The organism is Halopelagius fulvigenes, from assembly GCF_055398025.1.
Map to the genome: position 1 here is coordinate 13748 of NZ_AP043843.1, position 15371 is coordinate 29118.

At 45.7% G+C, this 15371-nt stretch carries 13 protein-coding genes; 6 read left to right on the forward strand and 7 right to left on the reverse strand.

The genetic code is table 11. The features are described 5' to 3' along the window. Positions 1 to 330: 330 nt before the first annotated feature. The gene (locus ACZ522_RS00735) at positions 331 to 1983 is read left to right on the forward strand and encodes a hypothetical protein (RefSeq protein WP_464391672.1); all 1653 of its coding nucleotides are present in this window, start codon (positions 331 to 333) and stop codon (positions 1981 to 1983) included. Positions 1984 to 1998: 15 nt separating this feature from the next. On the opposite strand, the gene ACZ522_RS00740 is transcribed toward ACZ522_RS00735, so the two are convergent. Next, positions 1999 to 2220 (reverse strand): hypothetical protein, encoded by a 222-nt coding sequence (locus ACZ522_RS00740; RefSeq protein WP_464391673.1) that lies wholly within the window; start codon positions 2218 to 2220, stop codon positions 1999 to 2001. 217 nt (positions 2221 to 2437) lie between these two features. Between ACZ522_RS00740 and ACZ522_RS00745 the strand changes: the two genes are divergently transcribed. After that, positions 2438 to 2566: a hypothetical protein gene (locus ACZ522_RS00745; RefSeq protein ID WP_464391674.1), complete on the forward strand. Its 129-nt coding sequence runs from the start codon at positions 2438 to 2440 to the stop codon at positions 2564 to 2566. A 1262-nt stretch (positions 2567 to 3828) separates the two neighbouring features. On the opposite strand, the gene ACZ522_RS00750 is transcribed toward ACZ522_RS00745, so the two are convergent. Both ACZ522_RS00750 and ACZ522_RS00755 read right to left on the reverse strand, forming a co-directional pair. Then, entirely contained in the window at positions 3829 to 5046 is a 1218-nt protein-coding gene (locus ACZ522_RS00750; protein WP_464391675.1) for a lipopolysaccharide biosynthesis protein, read from the reverse strand. Then, positions 5018 to 6151: a glycosyltransferase family 4 protein gene (locus ACZ522_RS00755; protein WP_464391676.1), complete on the reverse strand. Its 1134-nt coding sequence runs from the start codon at positions 6149 to 6151 to the stop codon at positions 5018 to 5020. Before ACZ522_RS00755 ends, ACZ522_RS00750 begins: the two co-directional genes overlap by 29 nt. Before the next feature lie 308 nt (positions 6152 to 6459). Between ACZ522_RS00755 and ACZ522_RS00760 the strand changes: the two genes are divergently transcribed. After that, on the forward strand, positions 6460 to 7692 hold the full coding sequence (locus ACZ522_RS00760; RefSeq protein ID WP_464391677.1) for a polysaccharide pyruvyl transferase family protein: 1233 nt from the start codon (positions 6460 to 6462) through the stop codon (positions 7690 to 7692). Between the two features lie 106 nt (positions 7693 to 7798). On the opposite strand, the gene ACZ522_RS00765 is transcribed toward ACZ522_RS00760, so the two are convergent. After that, positions 7799 to 8968 carry a glycosyltransferase family 4 protein gene (locus ACZ522_RS00765; protein ID WP_464391678.1) on the reverse strand — a complete coding sequence of 390 codons (1170 nt, stop codon included), beginning with the start codon at positions 8966 to 8968 and terminating at the stop codon, positions 7799 to 7801. A gap of 103 nt (positions 8969 to 9071) precedes the next feature. Between ACZ522_RS00765 and ACZ522_RS00770 the strand changes: the two genes are divergently transcribed. The 3 genes from ACZ522_RS00770 to ACZ522_RS00780 all read left to right on the forward strand — a co-directional run bounded on the left by ACZ522_RS00770 (position 9072) and on the right by ACZ522_RS00780 (position 12726). After that, positions 9072 to 10019 carry a hypothetical protein gene (locus tag ACZ522_RS00770; protein ID WP_464391679.1) on the forward strand — a complete coding sequence of 316 codons (948 nt, stop codon included), beginning with the start codon at positions 9072 to 9074 and terminating at the stop codon, positions 10017 to 10019. A 66-nt stretch (positions 10020 to 10085) separates the two neighbouring features. Continuing rightward, positions 10086 to 11426, forward strand: a complete 1341-nt coding sequence (locus ACZ522_RS00775; protein WP_464391680.1) for a sulfatase — start codon at positions 10086 to 10088, stop codon at positions 11424 to 11426. A 28-nt stretch (positions 11427 to 11454) separates the two neighbouring features. After that, on the forward strand, positions 11455 to 12726 hold the full coding sequence (locus ACZ522_RS00780) for a glycosyltransferase family 4 protein (RefSeq protein ID WP_464391681.1): 1272 nt from the start codon (positions 11455 to 11457) through the stop codon (positions 12724 to 12726). A 3-nt stretch (positions 12727 to 12729) separates the two neighbouring features. Here the strand turns inward: ACZ522_RS00780 and ACZ522_RS00785 are convergent, their stop codons facing one another. From ACZ522_RS00785 to ACZ522_RS00795, 3 genes are all read right to left on the reverse strand, one after another. After that, positions 12730 to 13683, reverse strand: coding sequence for a GDP-L-fucose synthase family protein (locus tag ACZ522_RS00785; RefSeq protein ID WP_464391682.1), 954 nt, complete (start codon positions 13681 to 13683; stop codon positions 12730 to 12732). Next, on the reverse strand, positions 13680 to 14741 hold the full coding sequence (locus tag ACZ522_RS00790) for a GDP-mannose 4,6-dehydratase (protein WP_464391683.1): 1062 nt from the start codon (positions 14739 to 14741) through the stop codon (positions 13680 to 13682). Before ACZ522_RS00790 ends, ACZ522_RS00785 begins: the two co-directional genes overlap by 4 nt. Positions 14742 to 14818: 77 nt before the next feature. Beyond that, a complete protein-coding gene (locus ACZ522_RS00795; protein ID WP_464391684.1) occupies positions 14819 to 15280 on the reverse strand; it encodes an NUDIX domain-containing protein in 462 nt (153 codons plus the stop codon). Between the last annotated feature and the right edge of the window lie 91 nt (positions 15281 to 15371).

A 15371-nucleotide genomic window follows, 5' to 3' on the forward strand; every position in this document is an offset into this window, starting at 1 on the left:
GTTTCGGAGTGCCATACTCATGGCTCCTTCCCTGATAGAGTGGAGTTCAACGCAAACGCAACTCAAAACCTTGTGCAAGATGTGGCAGGCGGAATAATAAGCGAGAGTACGACCGGAAACGCGAACCTGAACGTCATAAACGGGCTCGGGTGGGACAACATCGCCAGGAGTCCGCCCGCTGTGTCTGACTGGAACTGGACACCCGGCGTCACCGTTTGGGACCGTGGAAACAACAGATATTGGAAACTGCGAGGTGACGGCAGTGCGTTCGACTAGTTCTCAATGGTCTGAACCGTGTAGTATTAATACGTCTTTCACGTATGGCGTCATATGAGTAATGTAGGGGTGGATAGAAGCCGTATTTCTAAGATTTTCATTATTGTAATTTGTCTGGCTTATCCTCTTATTACTCACCGAGTTTGGGGAGCTTCATCTCTACCTGCTCAGTTTGGAATAATTAGTTCCTATGGGCGGCAACACATTTTTGCAACGGGAAGGTTACCTCCAGAAGTTCAAGGGCCAACCTGGGTAGGAGCGCTTCGGGATAACGCTCTGCACGACGTCATGAACGTAATTTACTCTGCTCAGGTGAATCTCATTACGGGGACAACTGGGATTCGCGAAGCAGATCGCATTCATGAGCTGTTTCCATGGCCATATCTATTTCTGATACCATTAACAATCTACACGTTTGTACATCTGCGGCGTCGTGTCTCTACTGGGAGTTTCTCAAGCTTTGATGCCGCAATTGTGCTAATGTATGCACTATTTCCGATGGCGAGTCGACCGCTTGCCGGGATGCGTGGATTAACTGCACGTAGTGCTGCTGCGGTCGTCCTGTTTCATTTGATTGTTGTTCTTATCTTAGTGGATGTCAGCAGTAAGCGACGGTTTGGTAAACGACGTTCAGCAGTGTATGTCGTCCTTTTGGTGTCGTATTTTCCACTCCATCACACCTGGTCCTACTACCTACTAACTATTGTTGGTGCAATTGGTGTTGTAGGGTATATTAGAGGACACGATTCATTCAAAAAATTCGCAGGATACGGCCTATTCATTTGGTTAGTCGTTGCAGTTTATCTTGTTGAGAATCAGATCTTAGAACCAACTAGGATACTTGTAGGATTTGCATCTGTCTTTGGAGATCTTCAGTCGATTCTCCGCCCATCTTCTACTAGTGACATTGCTTCAGCGTATCTCTACCAACGTAATCCACTCTACGGTGACCTTCAGTTGGTGAATGCAGTGACAATAATTCTGTTATTTGTTCTTTTTGGACTTCTTCTTGTGTATCGATTCTACCACCACAAAACAGATAGAGTAGATGAGGGGTTTACGGCAATTTATGGTGCCCAAACGATAATCGCTGGCGGTCTCTTTATTTGGCTAGGTATTACTGGAATTCGGTCACGTATTTTTCAGATTAGCATTCCGATTAGCCGAGTTCTACTCGCACATCTTATTATTACTGCGCCGTCTCATCGGTTCAAGAACGTAGTTCGCACTCTCGGAGTAGTAGCCATTTGTCTCTGCTTAGTCAGCCTTGCACTATACCCTCCAGCGCTCTCATACCAGATTTCGACCACCGAAGCAGAGGCCATCGAGACTGTCGGAAGTCATACTCCAACAGATCGAGCAGTCTTCAGTGACTATCGGCTCTCAACCTCTTTTATGCTATATGGTCCTGAGAGAATATATACAGTTGATTCTCGAAGAGAGGACCCCAAAAAGACAGAGATGTTGCTCGATAATGTTTACTACGATGTTCAAAACCCTAGTGACGTCTTGGATGAACGAATTTCGGAGGACAGCTACACCGTGTTAGTAACAAGTCGGCAGACTGAAGTCGCGATTCTTGACGTTTCACTCACTCCATTTAAACCAGCGAACGAGAGATTCATGCAGAAGTGGGACAATACTGACACATTCAATAAAGTGTACACAAATGGTAATGCCACAGCGTATTCGAGAAGTAAGGAATGATAAACATACAGATATTCAGAGAGATCTCTCCTTCTGTGAGCGGTCACGTGTATTGTTCTTGTCCTCAGCATCGTCCACGTCATCTATACTACTCGCGTTCTGCGTGTGACCGGTCTGTTGCACGTTGTCCGTGTCCTGTGTAGGCTGCGTACCTTCTGCGTCCTCTGTCTCGCCCTCGCCTTTTTCGTATACATCGAAGCGACTGCGCATCTCGTCGCGAGCACAGTCGTCCGTCATCGGTACCCCTCGACATGTTCTGCGATCTGGTCATACATGTCAAACAGGGCACTCGCCTTGTCTGCATCCCAGGGGTAACCTGCATCCTCCGAGTCGTACCCGAAGATAGACTGGCGGTACTCGATGGCGTGCCCGACGACCGCCCAGTCCGACACCTCGAAGACGTCTCGTCACCGAAGACGTTGTGGAACTACGCCTGGACGTCCGTCGCGACGCCGTGTTGACCGACCTCGTTGAGGACGGTGCCGACGGTCGTCACCGACACACCTTCGCGACGCTCTTCGAGTGTGTCGATTTCGTCGAAGAGGATGCGGAGCGAGTCCTGAGCGATGTGGTGTTCGCATGACTCGAGAAGAGGACGTGTCCCGCAGCGACGAGCGTCCCGTCGGCGAGGGGCCGAGGTTCGGCGGCGAGTCGATCACGACAAAGTCGTACTCGTGTCGAGCTTGTCCAGGGCGCGGCGGAGGGCGGCGACCCTGCCGGCCTCGCTGTAGAGTTGCGCCTCGAGACGGAAGTTGTGGACGTGCGACGGGACGATGTCGAACTCCGGCGTTGAGGACGATAAGTTCGTCGAGACCGTCGGGATTCCCAAAGAAATCGCCGACTGAAGATGAGGAACGACACAGCGTATTTGGTATATCGATATATGGTTTACCCGGTTTTGGATTGAGGTGATTCTAACAAATTCGTAGTCTACAAGTCCTAAGAAAACGGTATTCCGGATCTCCACGCTCACTTTGGCTTATCGGCATAAGCCAGAGTGGGTTTGGCGTGGATAGCGTTGTCCCCGAAGCAGGGATGTCTTCAGCGGAGATGACGCCGAGTACTCGAGAAAACTACAACACGTTTTTCTCTTTCAAGAACAGGAGACCGCTCTCTGCGACGTAGGGAATATCTACCGAATCTCCTGTAAGGAGACAAGAATTCAGAAGATTTCTTGGAGGCTGAACCATTACTACTCAAGCGTTACAGAGTTACTTTTGTAAAGGAAAAATTTTCCCATCGGGGGCTACTATTCCAGTAGAGATAGAAGATATCGGCTTAGAGCACTCTGTACTCACGAGGGTTTTAGAAGCAATCTACCGCTAAATAATCAGCAATAACGCTCAAATACCCTCTTAGAGGGTAGACCGGATGGTAGGCGTGGAAGATCCTTCTGTGAACGTATAGAAGCCGGTCATGAGCAGGTTGAATGGTGGATCCTCTGGCTTCTCAATGGCATCTGTAATTTCGCTGTATTTATTGGTACCAGAGGCTCCGTATCGAGAGGCCTCCTCCCACATATTCTCTCTAAGGATGAACATGGAATCGTCATCGATGCACCTTTCAACTATAAGGAGTGCGTGGGCGAGCTCTTTCTGTTGGGAGCTGATGAGTATAGATAATTAGGAGATTCCTTCATGCTCATAACGTCAGGTCCATGATTTCTTCTTTAAGGCAAGCGATCACCATAACAGACTTATCGGTACCTATGTCGATTAACTGATTGAGACAATGTGGGGGTTGGCTCACTGGCAAGATTGACCTGCCCTTCGGCTTTGTGTCGGTAAGTGGCCAAAGGTGCGTTCCCTTTTCGGTAACAAGGATGACCGCTCTCATCCTGATTTATCATCTAAGAATTATGAAGCTCACAATAAGTGAGGCTATGCCATATGTCAGTATGTACGCAAGGCCGACGGCCTGTATCCCCAATCTGGGGAGGCCCAGACCAGCTATACCTATAACTCCAACAGAAATTGCAAAACTGAAGATAACGAGGCGGGATATATTCTCTCTGATCCGTTCGATAGAAACATAAATCCGAAAAACGGTGATGAATATACTCGAGATGGAGAGGTAAATTAATAATGTTGAGGCAGTAGTGTATTCATCACCAAAAATCCCCAATATATTTTTTGCGAAAATGGATATTATTATCAACGCTGGGAGGATTAGTCCAATACTTGAGATAATGGCTTGCTTACTTATAGTCCGAATTTCTTTTCCATGACTCCCCTCTATGAAGACAGAGCTGCTAAATGCGATTGGAACAGTATATAACAGTGAAGCGATCTTATTTGCCATATAGAAAAAGGCAGCACTCTCAGGACCAAGGCTCCTAAGGATTACCAATGGCATGACATGGTTGGGAACTGTGAGGAATAAACCGATTGAATAATTCCCCAGGGAGAAATCCCGTAATTCTCTAACAAGGTCACTACGGAAGTCACCCCGACGAAGACCCTCTCTCTTCAAACTATACCATGAATAAGCATTTGAAATAACGAATGACGCACCAATAGAAGAAAACACACCCATTGCACCTCCATATATCAGAAAAATAGGTAAGAAGAGAATTCGTGTAGCCAAAATCAAATTCTGTATCAGGTACTTCTCTGTCTTTCTCAGTGTCATGAAACACTTACCCAGAACAGTTTCATACATATCTGATATAAGAAATAGGATGAAAAACACCCCTGAAATTCCAACTAGTATATCACTTTTCAATAATGGTTTCGAAATCACAATGAATATTAGACCAAACACTGCAGAAGTACTACCGCATATTATCATAGAGGTAGTAACAAGGTCATCCGTGTCCTTTTCCGGCAGATAGCGAATAATCGATTGTGGGATTCCAAATTGAGCTATCATCAGCAGTAGCGATAGATTTGAAAATAGAGTTGTAGCCATACCTACATCTTCAGTTGAATATAATCGTGCTGCTACTGTCCAGAACACTAGACCAGTGACAGCATTTGATAGCGAAGTTAAAATTAGAAATGACGAATGTCTGCGTACGTTGTCATCCAACAATTCAGTTACTTTTCTTCTGAGATTGATCATATGTATCCATGAGATGTTCGTCAATTTTACTAGAGATCTGTTCCCAGGTATGTTTCTGGGCCCATTGTTTTCCCTGACTTCCCATCTCCTCCCGGAGAGTGGGGTTCGATACGAGTTCCTCAATCGCATCCTTCACCTCAGCGACCGAAGGGTCTACTATGAGTCCTGTTGAGTTGTGTTTAATCGCAGAAGGTATACCGCCTGTGTTTGAACCAATTACGGGCTTACCTCTTGCGTTTGCCTCAAGAAAAACGATACCAAACCCTTCTATATTTCCTTGCTGCTCCAGATGCTTGCTTGGCATCACAAACACATCACAGAGGTCGTAATACTTGGTCAGCATATCCTCATCTACATATCCCGCAAAGTGAACTCTGTTGTCGACACAGTGACGCTCAGCAAGGCTTTTGAGGGACTCCTGCATTTCACCTTTACCACACACTATGTAATGACATTTGAATTCCTTCATCGCCTCGATCACTAGATCATGACCTTTCCGGGGATCTAAACGAGAAACAGTAAGAAGTATTGGATCCTTGCTTGGTATGTTAAACTGTTCCTTGATTAGATTTGACGGCTTGTTTTGAGAAGCCATCTGACTATCAGAAGATCGAATAGTACTAGAGGGAATCCCCGGGTGGATAACGGTCACATTGTTAATACCAAGCTCTGCGAGCTTTCTTTCTGTCCAATCACTAACGGCAATAACTGTATTACTATTCTTCAGGCCAACTCTCGTGACGAAATGCTGAGCTCGAGACTGAGGTGTCTCTTGGGTAACAAGCAGTTCTTTACCGTGAGCGTGGACGGAATAGTTGACGCCAGCTATATACCCAGCAAAAGATTGGATGGGATGTGCAAAGTGAAACCAATCTGTCTGATGTTTCCTCTGTCTGATTAATAGAGCAAGTTTCAATAGTCCTACTGCGCCATGAATGTTGTTGACTTCTATGATCTCTATCTTATCACCGTATAATGAGCTTGCACCGTCCACATCAGTGATTACAGTAATATCTAAATTAGAGTATATTACATAGTCTGAGATTAGTGTAGCAATACCTCCATCCTCTGGAGGGAATGTCGGGGTGACGATATCGATCTTCATTTCTAACTATTGCAGGAGTAGATAGATTCTAGAGATTGGAAGTGATTGTAGCAGGAATTTTCGGAGCAAACTCTTCAAACAGATGGTATCGACACGCATCAGCAGTTATCAGAACATCCCCCTCTTGGTCGTAAGGAGATACCCCAAAGTTCACCAACCGTCCACCCTGCGTTAAAACCTGTTCCCAGAGACTTTCAAGATTATATCGCATATGGCTTCTCGGCTTCATGTGAATTATCTTACTCACGGTGCTATTTGGTTGTGATGGTTTGAGAATATTTAAATAGACGGTAGGAGATGAATTCATCATGAAAATAAGTATCTCTGGGTTTTACGGTTCGAAAAATACTGGTGATGAAGCGATACTTAGATCAATTATCGGGCTTTTCAAGAATACCTACAATATTGAGAAGGTATGGGTGTTCACGCTACACCCAGAGAACGTTACTTCCCAAGAGGATATAGAACCAGTCTACCGTCCAAACTTTGGTCCAAAGTGGCCAAAGACGGATTTTAAGAGGACAATTCAAGCAGTGCGATCATCTGATGTTGTCGTTATTGGGGGCGGTGGACTGCTACAGGACGCCCATTCGAACATAACAATCGTACGCTATTTACAAACAGCATTAGTCGCTCATTGGTTAAATACACCTGTAGTCTACTTGTTTGTCGGCATAGGACCTATTAACAACCCCCTCAATCGAAAATTGACAAGCAAGTTTCTTCAGCTTGCAAATGCGGTCATCGTTCGGGATAAAGAGTCGAAAGATCGTGTCGCTTCACTAGGAGTTAATCAAGATTCCGTTAGCGTATCTGCCGATCCTGTATTCTCGCTACGGAGCTCTAACTCAGAAGATATTAAAGAGATACTCAATGATAACGGGATCACCCAAGATAGACCTTTACTAGGTGTATCTGTGAGGGAGTTTGGGCTCACCGAGCAGAGAATTTCAGAACTCGCGAACTTCTTGGACTACCTCGCTTCAACGCATAATTACAGGGTCGTGTTCATTCCGTTCAGCTTCTCGGGAAGCGACAACGATATCGTGACCTCTAGAAAGGTCGAAGAACAAATGAATAACGATGGGCACGTGCTTTCAAAGGAGTACAGGCCAGAAACAATCTTTGGATTAGTCGGTAATATGGATATAGTAGTTGGAATGAGGCTCCACAGTGTAATAATGGCTAGTGCATCTCAGACACCTGTTCTCGGGATCTCTTACCTCCCAAAAGTCAGAGATACACTTACACAGCTAGGGTATGAGGAAGATCAGTACATAAAAGATTTGAACGAATTAAGCGAAGAGAATCTAAGATCGTCATTTGACAATATATTAAATAAGGAGGGCAAATACAATGAAAAAGTAGAAAAAAATAGGCGTATGGTACAAGAATCGATTGATTCACTTGATCTTAGACCAGAGCCCAGAACAAAGTACCAACTAACGAAGATCTCACTTCTCTATCTATTCTCTGTGATCATCCTCTCTATCTCTGAATTCATATCATTGATGAGAGATCGCGGTGTGATCGATGAGTAGCTCTATACCCCCTGTCTGACATTACCTCCCTGTTGGCTAGAACAATTCGTAGATCAAGAGTGAGCTTCTTTCAAAAATTTCAGATATCTTCTTACGGTTTCTAGCGTTAAATCAATGATTCATATATTTCAATGTATGAATCTATGATCTGTGGCCATGTATAATTGTCGACCGCTTTTTGCTGAGCTGCATTTCCCATTTCCTCTATAAGATCGGAATCCTTAGCGAATTGGGATAAAGCATTACTAAGAGTCTCTGCGTCTTGGATTGGATATCCTGTCTTCCCTTCTTCGAGCAAATCACTTGCAACTCCTGTTAGAGTCGAAATAATAGGTAAGCCTGCAAACGCTGCCTCTAGAGTCGCTTGACCAAAGTTTTCATAGTGAGACGGATTCACGAATAGGCTTGCAGTCCGGAATTCCTGTATGAGTTCATCACCATACTTTGGTCCTACAAATTTGACTTCATCACTTATTCCGAGACGTTTAGCGAGCCTCTCTAACTCTCTTTTATAACCGCCGCCGCTGGCTTCAGAGAGCGAGTCTTCTCCTCCGACGATACGGAATTCAAGATTCCTATTAGGATGTGTATCTTGGAACTGTTTGATCCCTTTAAGGACTAACTCAAGATTACGTCGAGGAGCAAGGCGACCCACAAATAATATCCTAAGCTCATCCGAGGGGATGTGACGTTCTACACTCGTATATGTTTCTAAGTCCTTCCCAACGGGAACAATATGTATTTTATCTGGGTCAACTCCAAACTGGATCGCTTCTTTCCTTTCTTGCGAGCTAGAAACAATAACAGCATCAGCCCTACGTAGTGTTCTTTCTCCGAACAAATCGTATAATCTGAGATGGATGTCCTCCTCGATCGTTGGATCCTTGTGTTTTCCAAATGACCCATGTGCATGTAGTACAAACGGCTTATCTTTGATCAATAAGCCGAAAAATAGAACATCTTTAATAGCACTATGGTATCCATGACAGTGGACGAGATCAAAATCGTCCTTTAAATACTCAATGAGCGCGGTAGGAGGTACTCGGTATTGGTGAAATGAAAATACGGATGGAAATCGTTTAACTTCAAATCCAAAATCAGAGATCGATTCAATTGAAGGTGGATAGCCAGCTAATTGGGAATCTGGCTTATAGTCTGACGTAAAAATAGGTGAAGTGTGTCCTCTATCCTCTAACCCTTCTGATATCCTATATGCTTGATATGATGGTCCTGTGACGTGGGGATAGAAGGTTGCAGTTGTTCTCAGTATCCTCATGAAGTAAAGTATTCAGAAGGGGGATAATTAAATACCGGTTTTTCTCTATTTCTAAATGACGAATCCGATACTCTCATGTCTCTTGCGAATTAACTCTAACAGAATGATAAGGAACAAGGCTCATCAAGGCTGGTGGAAACTCCTAGAAACTGCATACCGCGGATATGTTGGGCTGTCTATGTCTGCTCTCTCTCGTATAGAATTTGGGGAAAATGTTTACGACAAGGAGTGGGATGTGCTAATTGTCCTAGATACTGCTCGTGTCGATGCGATGAAAAAGGTCTCAGACGGGTTCAATTTCATTGACCATGTTGATAGTATACGTTCAGTTGGAAGTACCAGTAGTGAGTGGATTGCTCACACGTTTAGTGAGCGAAATATAGAACAGATTAATGAAACCGTTTTAGTCTCTGCGAACCCACACGTTCAGCACACAATTTTTGATCGGCAATTTCCAGAGGATGATAAGGGAGCGTACTTTGCATGGACAGACTGGAATACAGTACATGCTGATGAGTTCCAGCTCATTGATCAACCCTGGCAGTACGCCACGGATGACAGATATAACCATGTCCTTCCATATGATGTCACTCAACGCGCTGTTAAATTACACCGTGAAGAATCGCCTGAACGAATGATCATCCATTATATGCCTCCACATCGTCCACATATCTCACAAGCTATCTCTGAAGGTCGAGAGCTCAGACCCGAAGAGAAAGATCCCTTTACATATCTGAAAAATGGTGGGGACAGAGAACGGGTTTTCAGTAATCATGTTAGTGACCTGAGATATGTATTAAAAGAAGGCGTAGAACCGCTACTGAATAATATTGATGCTGATAAGGTAGTTATTACAGCGGACCATGGAGACGGATTTGGGGAACAGTATTGCTACGCTCACATTGCGGGCGATCCAAGATCTCCAGTGAGACGTGTTCCTTGGGTCACAACATCCGCTGAGGATACAGGAGAAATGAAACCGTCGCTTGAGCCACCGAGCGATGTGACTTCCGAAACTGCCAGCCAATTGGAAGCACTCGGCTATCACTGACCCTTAGAAATGAGTAATACATAAGATGTATATTGGGTGACGGAAAATGAGCAATACAGAGAGTAAATGACTAAGAACGTACTTTTAATCACTATCGACTCCTTACGGAAGGATTCATTTGAGCCACACAGCTCAAACGAAACAAACTCACCGACGATGGCTGCCTTGTCTGAAAACGGAATTTCATTTAGCCATGCCTTCGCTACTGGACCTGGGACAACCCCATCTTTCCCTGCTATGATCACGGGGACGTATCCGCTATCTTACGGCGGGTTAGGACCATTGACAGAGGAACGACCAAGAGTGGCTCAAAATCTCCAATCAGAAGGGATCTCAACGGCAGCTTTTCAGTGTAATCCATTTTTGTCAAGGCACTTCAACTATGATGTCGGGTTCGACTGCTTTGAAGACTATCAGAATGCCCTAATGGGGATAGCAACGAAAATTTTCCCAAGAGGTATAGAGATCAATAATCAAAAATTGGCTCAGATAGATAATATTCTGCATCTCACGGATATTATCAAAAAATCGTATCAGATTATTAAGGGAAAGCCACGTCCTTACGTTAGCGCAGACGTGATTACAGAGGATACGATTAAATGGCTGAAGGAAGCAAATCAACCATTTTTCTGTTGGACACATTATATGGATGTCCACCATCCCTGTTTTCCACCTGAAGAATACCGCGAGAAGTATACAGTTCAAGATGTAACACAAACTGAAGTCTCTGAATTGTATTCTGCTCTTCTTCGCGATCCAGAATCCCTATCTGAAGTTGAGATTAAGAAACTACGACTTTTGTATGATGCCTCTATTGCGTATGTGGACGACCAAATCCAACGGATAGTTGAGACGCTTAAAAATCAAGGTCTATATGATGAGACTACGATTTTGGTAACATCTGATCATGGCGAACTCTTCGGTGATCACGGACTATACGGAAAACCAGAGCGTATGTTCGATGAACTACTCCATGTACCGCTTATTGTTGTCAACGGTCCTGAGTACTTAAGAGACGCTCAAGATCAACTCATAAGTCTACTTGATATACCACCACTCATACATGATGTCCTTGAAGTTGAGATTCCTACTGAGTACGAGGGACGACTACCGGGGAGAGATGAACCAAGGGAGATGATTATGGCAGAACATGAAGTACAGGGAGAGGTGGTTGTGGGAGCACGCTCTACCAACTGGTTATACGAAGGTAACGAGATTAAAGATGAGCACCGTCTCTTCAATTTAAAGGATGGATTTGTTCAAGAGAAGACAGATAGCTCAGAAGGTAGATTAGTTCGTCAAGCAGTTCTCTCTAGGCTCAATGAACTAGATGTTGATGCACATTACCTTCAAAATGAAATGGAAGATGATGTTGAGTCTCGTTTAGAGGATTTGGGATACCTATAGTTTAAACGTATTCTATTTACATACAGATATGAAACCAGAAAAAGAAACGGTGTTAGTTACAGAATACTATCATCCGGATACAGCATCAACGGGTAAGCTAATGACGGACTTAGCAATTGGTCTTCAGGAACGAGGGCTCGATATGACCGTTTACACGGGCCAGCCGAATTACCACAGTGGCAAAAACGAGAAACAGCCGCGTGTGTCGACTCACGATGGAGTTCTCGTAAAGCGAATACGTGCTCCTCAAGTAAGACAAACGTCTCTTGTAAGACGGCTCTTCAACTGGGTCGTATTCTCAATCTGGATGTCTATAACGTTACTTATTAGCCAACCAGAGAAGGAACGAGAGATAGTTTTCGTCTCGAATCCTCCGTTTTTACCGGCTTTACTGTGGATTGTCTGTGAGATACGTCAGTGGGACTACACGTATATTGTTCACGATGTGTACCCAGACCAACCTGTCGAACTAGGATATATTCAAGAAGGAGGAATTATCGATCAAATATGGACTTGGTTCGATGCCCAAGCTCTCCAGAGGGCGAAAAACGTTGTTGCGCTTGGGCCTGCCATGAGGGATCGGCTCGTAAAAAGTGCACAACCGGGTTTAAAGGAAAGTGATGTTGCAATCATCGACAATTGGGCAGATGAATCGTTTATTCAACCGAAAGACAAGGAGAACAACTGGTTTAGTGAGCAGCACAATCTTGTCGATCAATTTACGGTACTTTATTCAGGGAACATCGCTGAGTTCCACGATCTTGAAACGGTCGTCAAGGCAGCAGCTAACTTCAAAGAAGATGATGTCTGCTTCGTCATCATTGGCGAAGGTGACAACAAAGACAATATCGTTGAGTTAGCAGAAGAACTAGAGTTGACAGGAGACACCATACGATTCCTTCCGTATCAGCCCTGGGAAGATGTCCCGTACAGCCTTACCTCCGGAGATGTGTCGGTGGTTACTGTTCGAGAGGGCTTTGAGGGAATCTGCGTATCGAGTAAACTCTATACGGCAATGGCCGCGGGGATGCCTATCCTCACTATCACTCAGCCTTATGATGATGAGGCCCAGATAGTCACGCAAGCGGAGTCAGGGATCCAAGTACCGCAGGAAGATGTCGATGGCGTGGTTGAGGCAATCAAAACGTGGAGAGAGAACCCCGAACTCGTCAAAGAGCAAGGGAAGAACGCCCGCGAGGTCTTCGAAGAGAAGTTCACTCAAGACGTAGCAATTGATCGCTACTATCAATTGTTAACCCGAATAAGTGACAAAAATCCTGCAGCCGTCGTTAAACAGTAATATTCAGTCTCGATTCTCTTCGTACCACTCGATTGTTTCTTTGAGGCCGTCGACAAACTCTGTGTCCGCTTCCCATCCAAATTCTTCTTTCGCTCGCGAGACGTTGAGTCGACGTCGTGGCTGACCGTCCGGTTTAGAGGTATCCCACTTGATCTCACCGTTGAAGTCTGTGAGATCCGCAATTAACTCGATAAGTTCTTGAATACTAATCTCGGATCCACTCCCAAGATTGACCGGGTCGCTCTTGTTATAGGACTCAGTTGCATCGAGAATCCCCTCTGCGGCGTCTTTCACGTAAAGGAACTCCCGAGTTGGTTCACCTGTCCCCCACGCAGTAATCGAGTCATCGCCGCGCTCACGGGCCTCAATGCACTTACGGATGATCGCGGGGATCACGTGCGAAGTTTCGAGATCGAAATCGTCGCGGGGTCCATAGAGATTGACTGGCATCAGATAGATGCTATTGAAATTGTACTGCTTCCGGTACGCTTTCGATTGAGTGAGAAGCGCCTTCTTTGCGATACCATACGGTGCATTCGTCTCTTCGGGATATCCGTCAAAGAGATTTTCTTCCTTAAACGGAATGTCCGTGACCTTCGGATACGAACAGATCGTTCCTAGGATCGTAAACTTATCAACGCCGTACTGCCGCGCCTGTTCGATGAGTTCGATCCCCATGATCGCGTTATCATAGAAGTAGCGACCGGGGTTTTCTCGATTTGCACCAATGCCACCGACGGATGCAGCGAGATGGATTACGACGTCAGCCTCCGAATCATCGAACGCCTGTTGGATGTCCGTTTTCTTCCGGAGGTCGTACTCGCTGCTCCGCGGAATGAAGATGTCTACCTGATCAGACCTGTATTTTAATTGCTCTACAAGGTGGCTGCCGAGGAATCCGGCACCTCCAGTAACCATAACCGTTTTGTCATCCCAGTAATCGTGCTTCTCCGTCATCGCCAATCCACCCGCCCATACCAAGACGGTTTATTATTTGCGTACCAGTCGATGGTTTGATGGATCCCTTCACGCCAGCTAACCTCGGGTTCCCATCCAGTTTCGTTGTGAAGCTTCTCATATCCGACTAAGAGCTCTTCGACGTCACTATCTCCAGGTCGATATCGGTCCTCGTCTTGAACGATCTCCACGGAACCCCAGTACCCATGCTCACGGCCGACATCCAAGATTGTTTCGGTCCAATCCCGCATCGAAATATTCTCCCCGTAGCCGTAGACATACTGCTCGCCAGGAGTTCCCTCAAGTGCGACGTGGAGGTGTCCGCGAACGCCGTCGCTCACATAACACATGTCCCTCCGTGGAGTGAGATTTCCAAGCTCAACGATCTCGCGTTCAAGCGCCTGCGTTATAATCGTCCCAGTAATATAACGCGGATTTTGACGAGGGCCGTAGTTGTTGAACATCCGCGTTGTGACGGTCGGCAAATTATACGCGTCGTAATAATTCATCGTGAGGAAGTCCGCTCCGAGCTTCGACGTCGCATAGATACTCGTTGGATTGACCGGTGATCGTTCACTTAGAAGGACTCCCCCATCGTCATTAAATTCATGGTTGTCGATTACCTCCTCTCGGACGTTTCCGTACTCCTCGCTTGTTCCTGCAACGTCGAACTTGTAGATCTCGAGGTCAAGATCTACGATGGATTGGAGAAGATTGAGAGTCCCGTAAATGTTAGTGTCGATTGTCTCATATGGCCGGTCCCAGGATTCTCCCACGTGGGCCTGTGCTCCAAGGTGGAAGATTATCGAATCGTCGTGGCCTTCGAGTGCGGAAAGCGCTTTTCGAACCGAGTGCCTGTCTCGTAGATCCCCTCGGTGAACCGTAATTTGATCTGCTCTATGTACGATGTTGTTAAGTTCACCACTAGATGTTGCACGGACAAATGCGTGAACATCAGCGCCATACTCCACAAGCGTGTCGACCAGATGTGAACCAACAAATCCATCAGCTCCAGTTACGAATACTGGACGGTCCGCTAACTGCGATTCTAGCTTCATCAAATATCCCATTGTATAGGAGGGTTAACTAACTTTTCCTTCATAAAATTATCAGACTTGGAGATATTCTGTCATCGTCAAAATCCACTAAGTTCGCTAGTATCCTCAAGATACTGAGCTGTGTATGTATGGAGGTCAGCTGGGGGTGTGTGAAACACACGGAAGTCAGAGTGCTGTGCGTCGGGGGTGAAGTCGGTACTTTTGGGTTTCACGACGAATCCGTTTGCCACATAGTGCTTTCCGCCAGCGCTCTCTACATCGGCGGTCTCGTAAAAATGCTCGTAAGCACCGAGGGAGTCGACGATCTCGACATCGGTCCCGAGCTCTTCTCGGCCAATTCGGTGAACCGCATCAGCGAGCGTTTCCCCTTTGTTCACTCGCCCTCCAGGGACAAACCACTCCCCTTTGGCCGGTTCGTTCTCACGTTTGCCTAATAGAACTCCGCCCTTATGGAGTACGATAAGGTCGACAGAAACTATCGGAATTTGACCTACGATGGTTTCCCAATCCTCCTCCGAGATCCATTTAACTTCGTCCATCAGACGATATTAATTGGTCTTGAGCAAATAAGTGACGAAATTACCTATTTGAGGCACCGGTGGATTATGCCGTTGTAGTACACGTGCGTTG

Excerpts from the sequence above, each read along its gene's own strand:
- ACZ522_RS00735 (WP_464391672.1), top strand. The coding sequence starts at position 331 with ATGAGTAATGTAGGGGTGGATAGAAGCCGTATTTCTAAGATTTTCATT.
- ACZ522_RS00740 (WP_464391673.1), bottom strand. The coding sequence starts at position 2,220 with ATGACGGACGACTGTGCTCGCGACGAGATGCGCAGTCGCTTCGATGTA.
- ACZ522_RS00750 (WP_464391675.1), bottom strand. The coding sequence starts at position 5,046 with ATGATCAATCTCAGAAGAAAAGTAACTGAATTGTTGGATGACAACGTA.
- ACZ522_RS00755 (WP_464391676.1), bottom strand. The coding sequence starts at position 6,151 with ATGAAGATCGATATCGTCACCCCGACATTCCCTCCAGAGGATGGAGGT.
- ACZ522_RS00760 (WP_464391677.1), top strand. The coding sequence starts at position 6,460 with ATGAAAATAAGTATCTCTGGGTTTTACGGTTCGAAAAATACTGGTGAT.
- ACZ522_RS00765 (WP_464391678.1), bottom strand. The coding sequence starts at position 8,968 with ATGAGGATACTGAGAACAACTGCAACCTTCTATCCCCACGTCACAGGA.
- ACZ522_RS00770 (WP_464391679.1), top strand. The coding sequence starts at position 9,072 with ATGATAAGGAACAAGGCTCATCAAGGCTGGTGGAAACTCCTAGAAACT.
- ACZ522_RS00775 (WP_464391680.1), top strand. The coding sequence starts at position 10,086 with ATGACTAAGAACGTACTTTTAATCACTATCGACTCCTTACGGAAGGAT.
- ACZ522_RS00780 (WP_464391681.1), top strand. The coding sequence starts at position 11,455 with ATGAAACCAGAAAAAGAAACGGTGTTAGTTACAGAATACTATCATCCG.
- ACZ522_RS00785 (WP_464391682.1), bottom strand. The coding sequence starts at position 13,683 with ATGACGGAGAAGCACGATTACTGGGATGACAAAACGGTTATGGTTACT.
- ACZ522_RS00790 (WP_464391683.1), bottom strand. The coding sequence starts at position 14,741 with ATGAAGCTAGAATCGCAGTTAGCGGACCGTCCAGTATTCGTAACTGGA.
- ACZ522_RS00795 (WP_464391684.1), bottom strand. The coding sequence starts at position 15,280 with ATGGACGAAGTTAAATGGATCTCGGAGGAGGATTGGGAAACCATCGTA.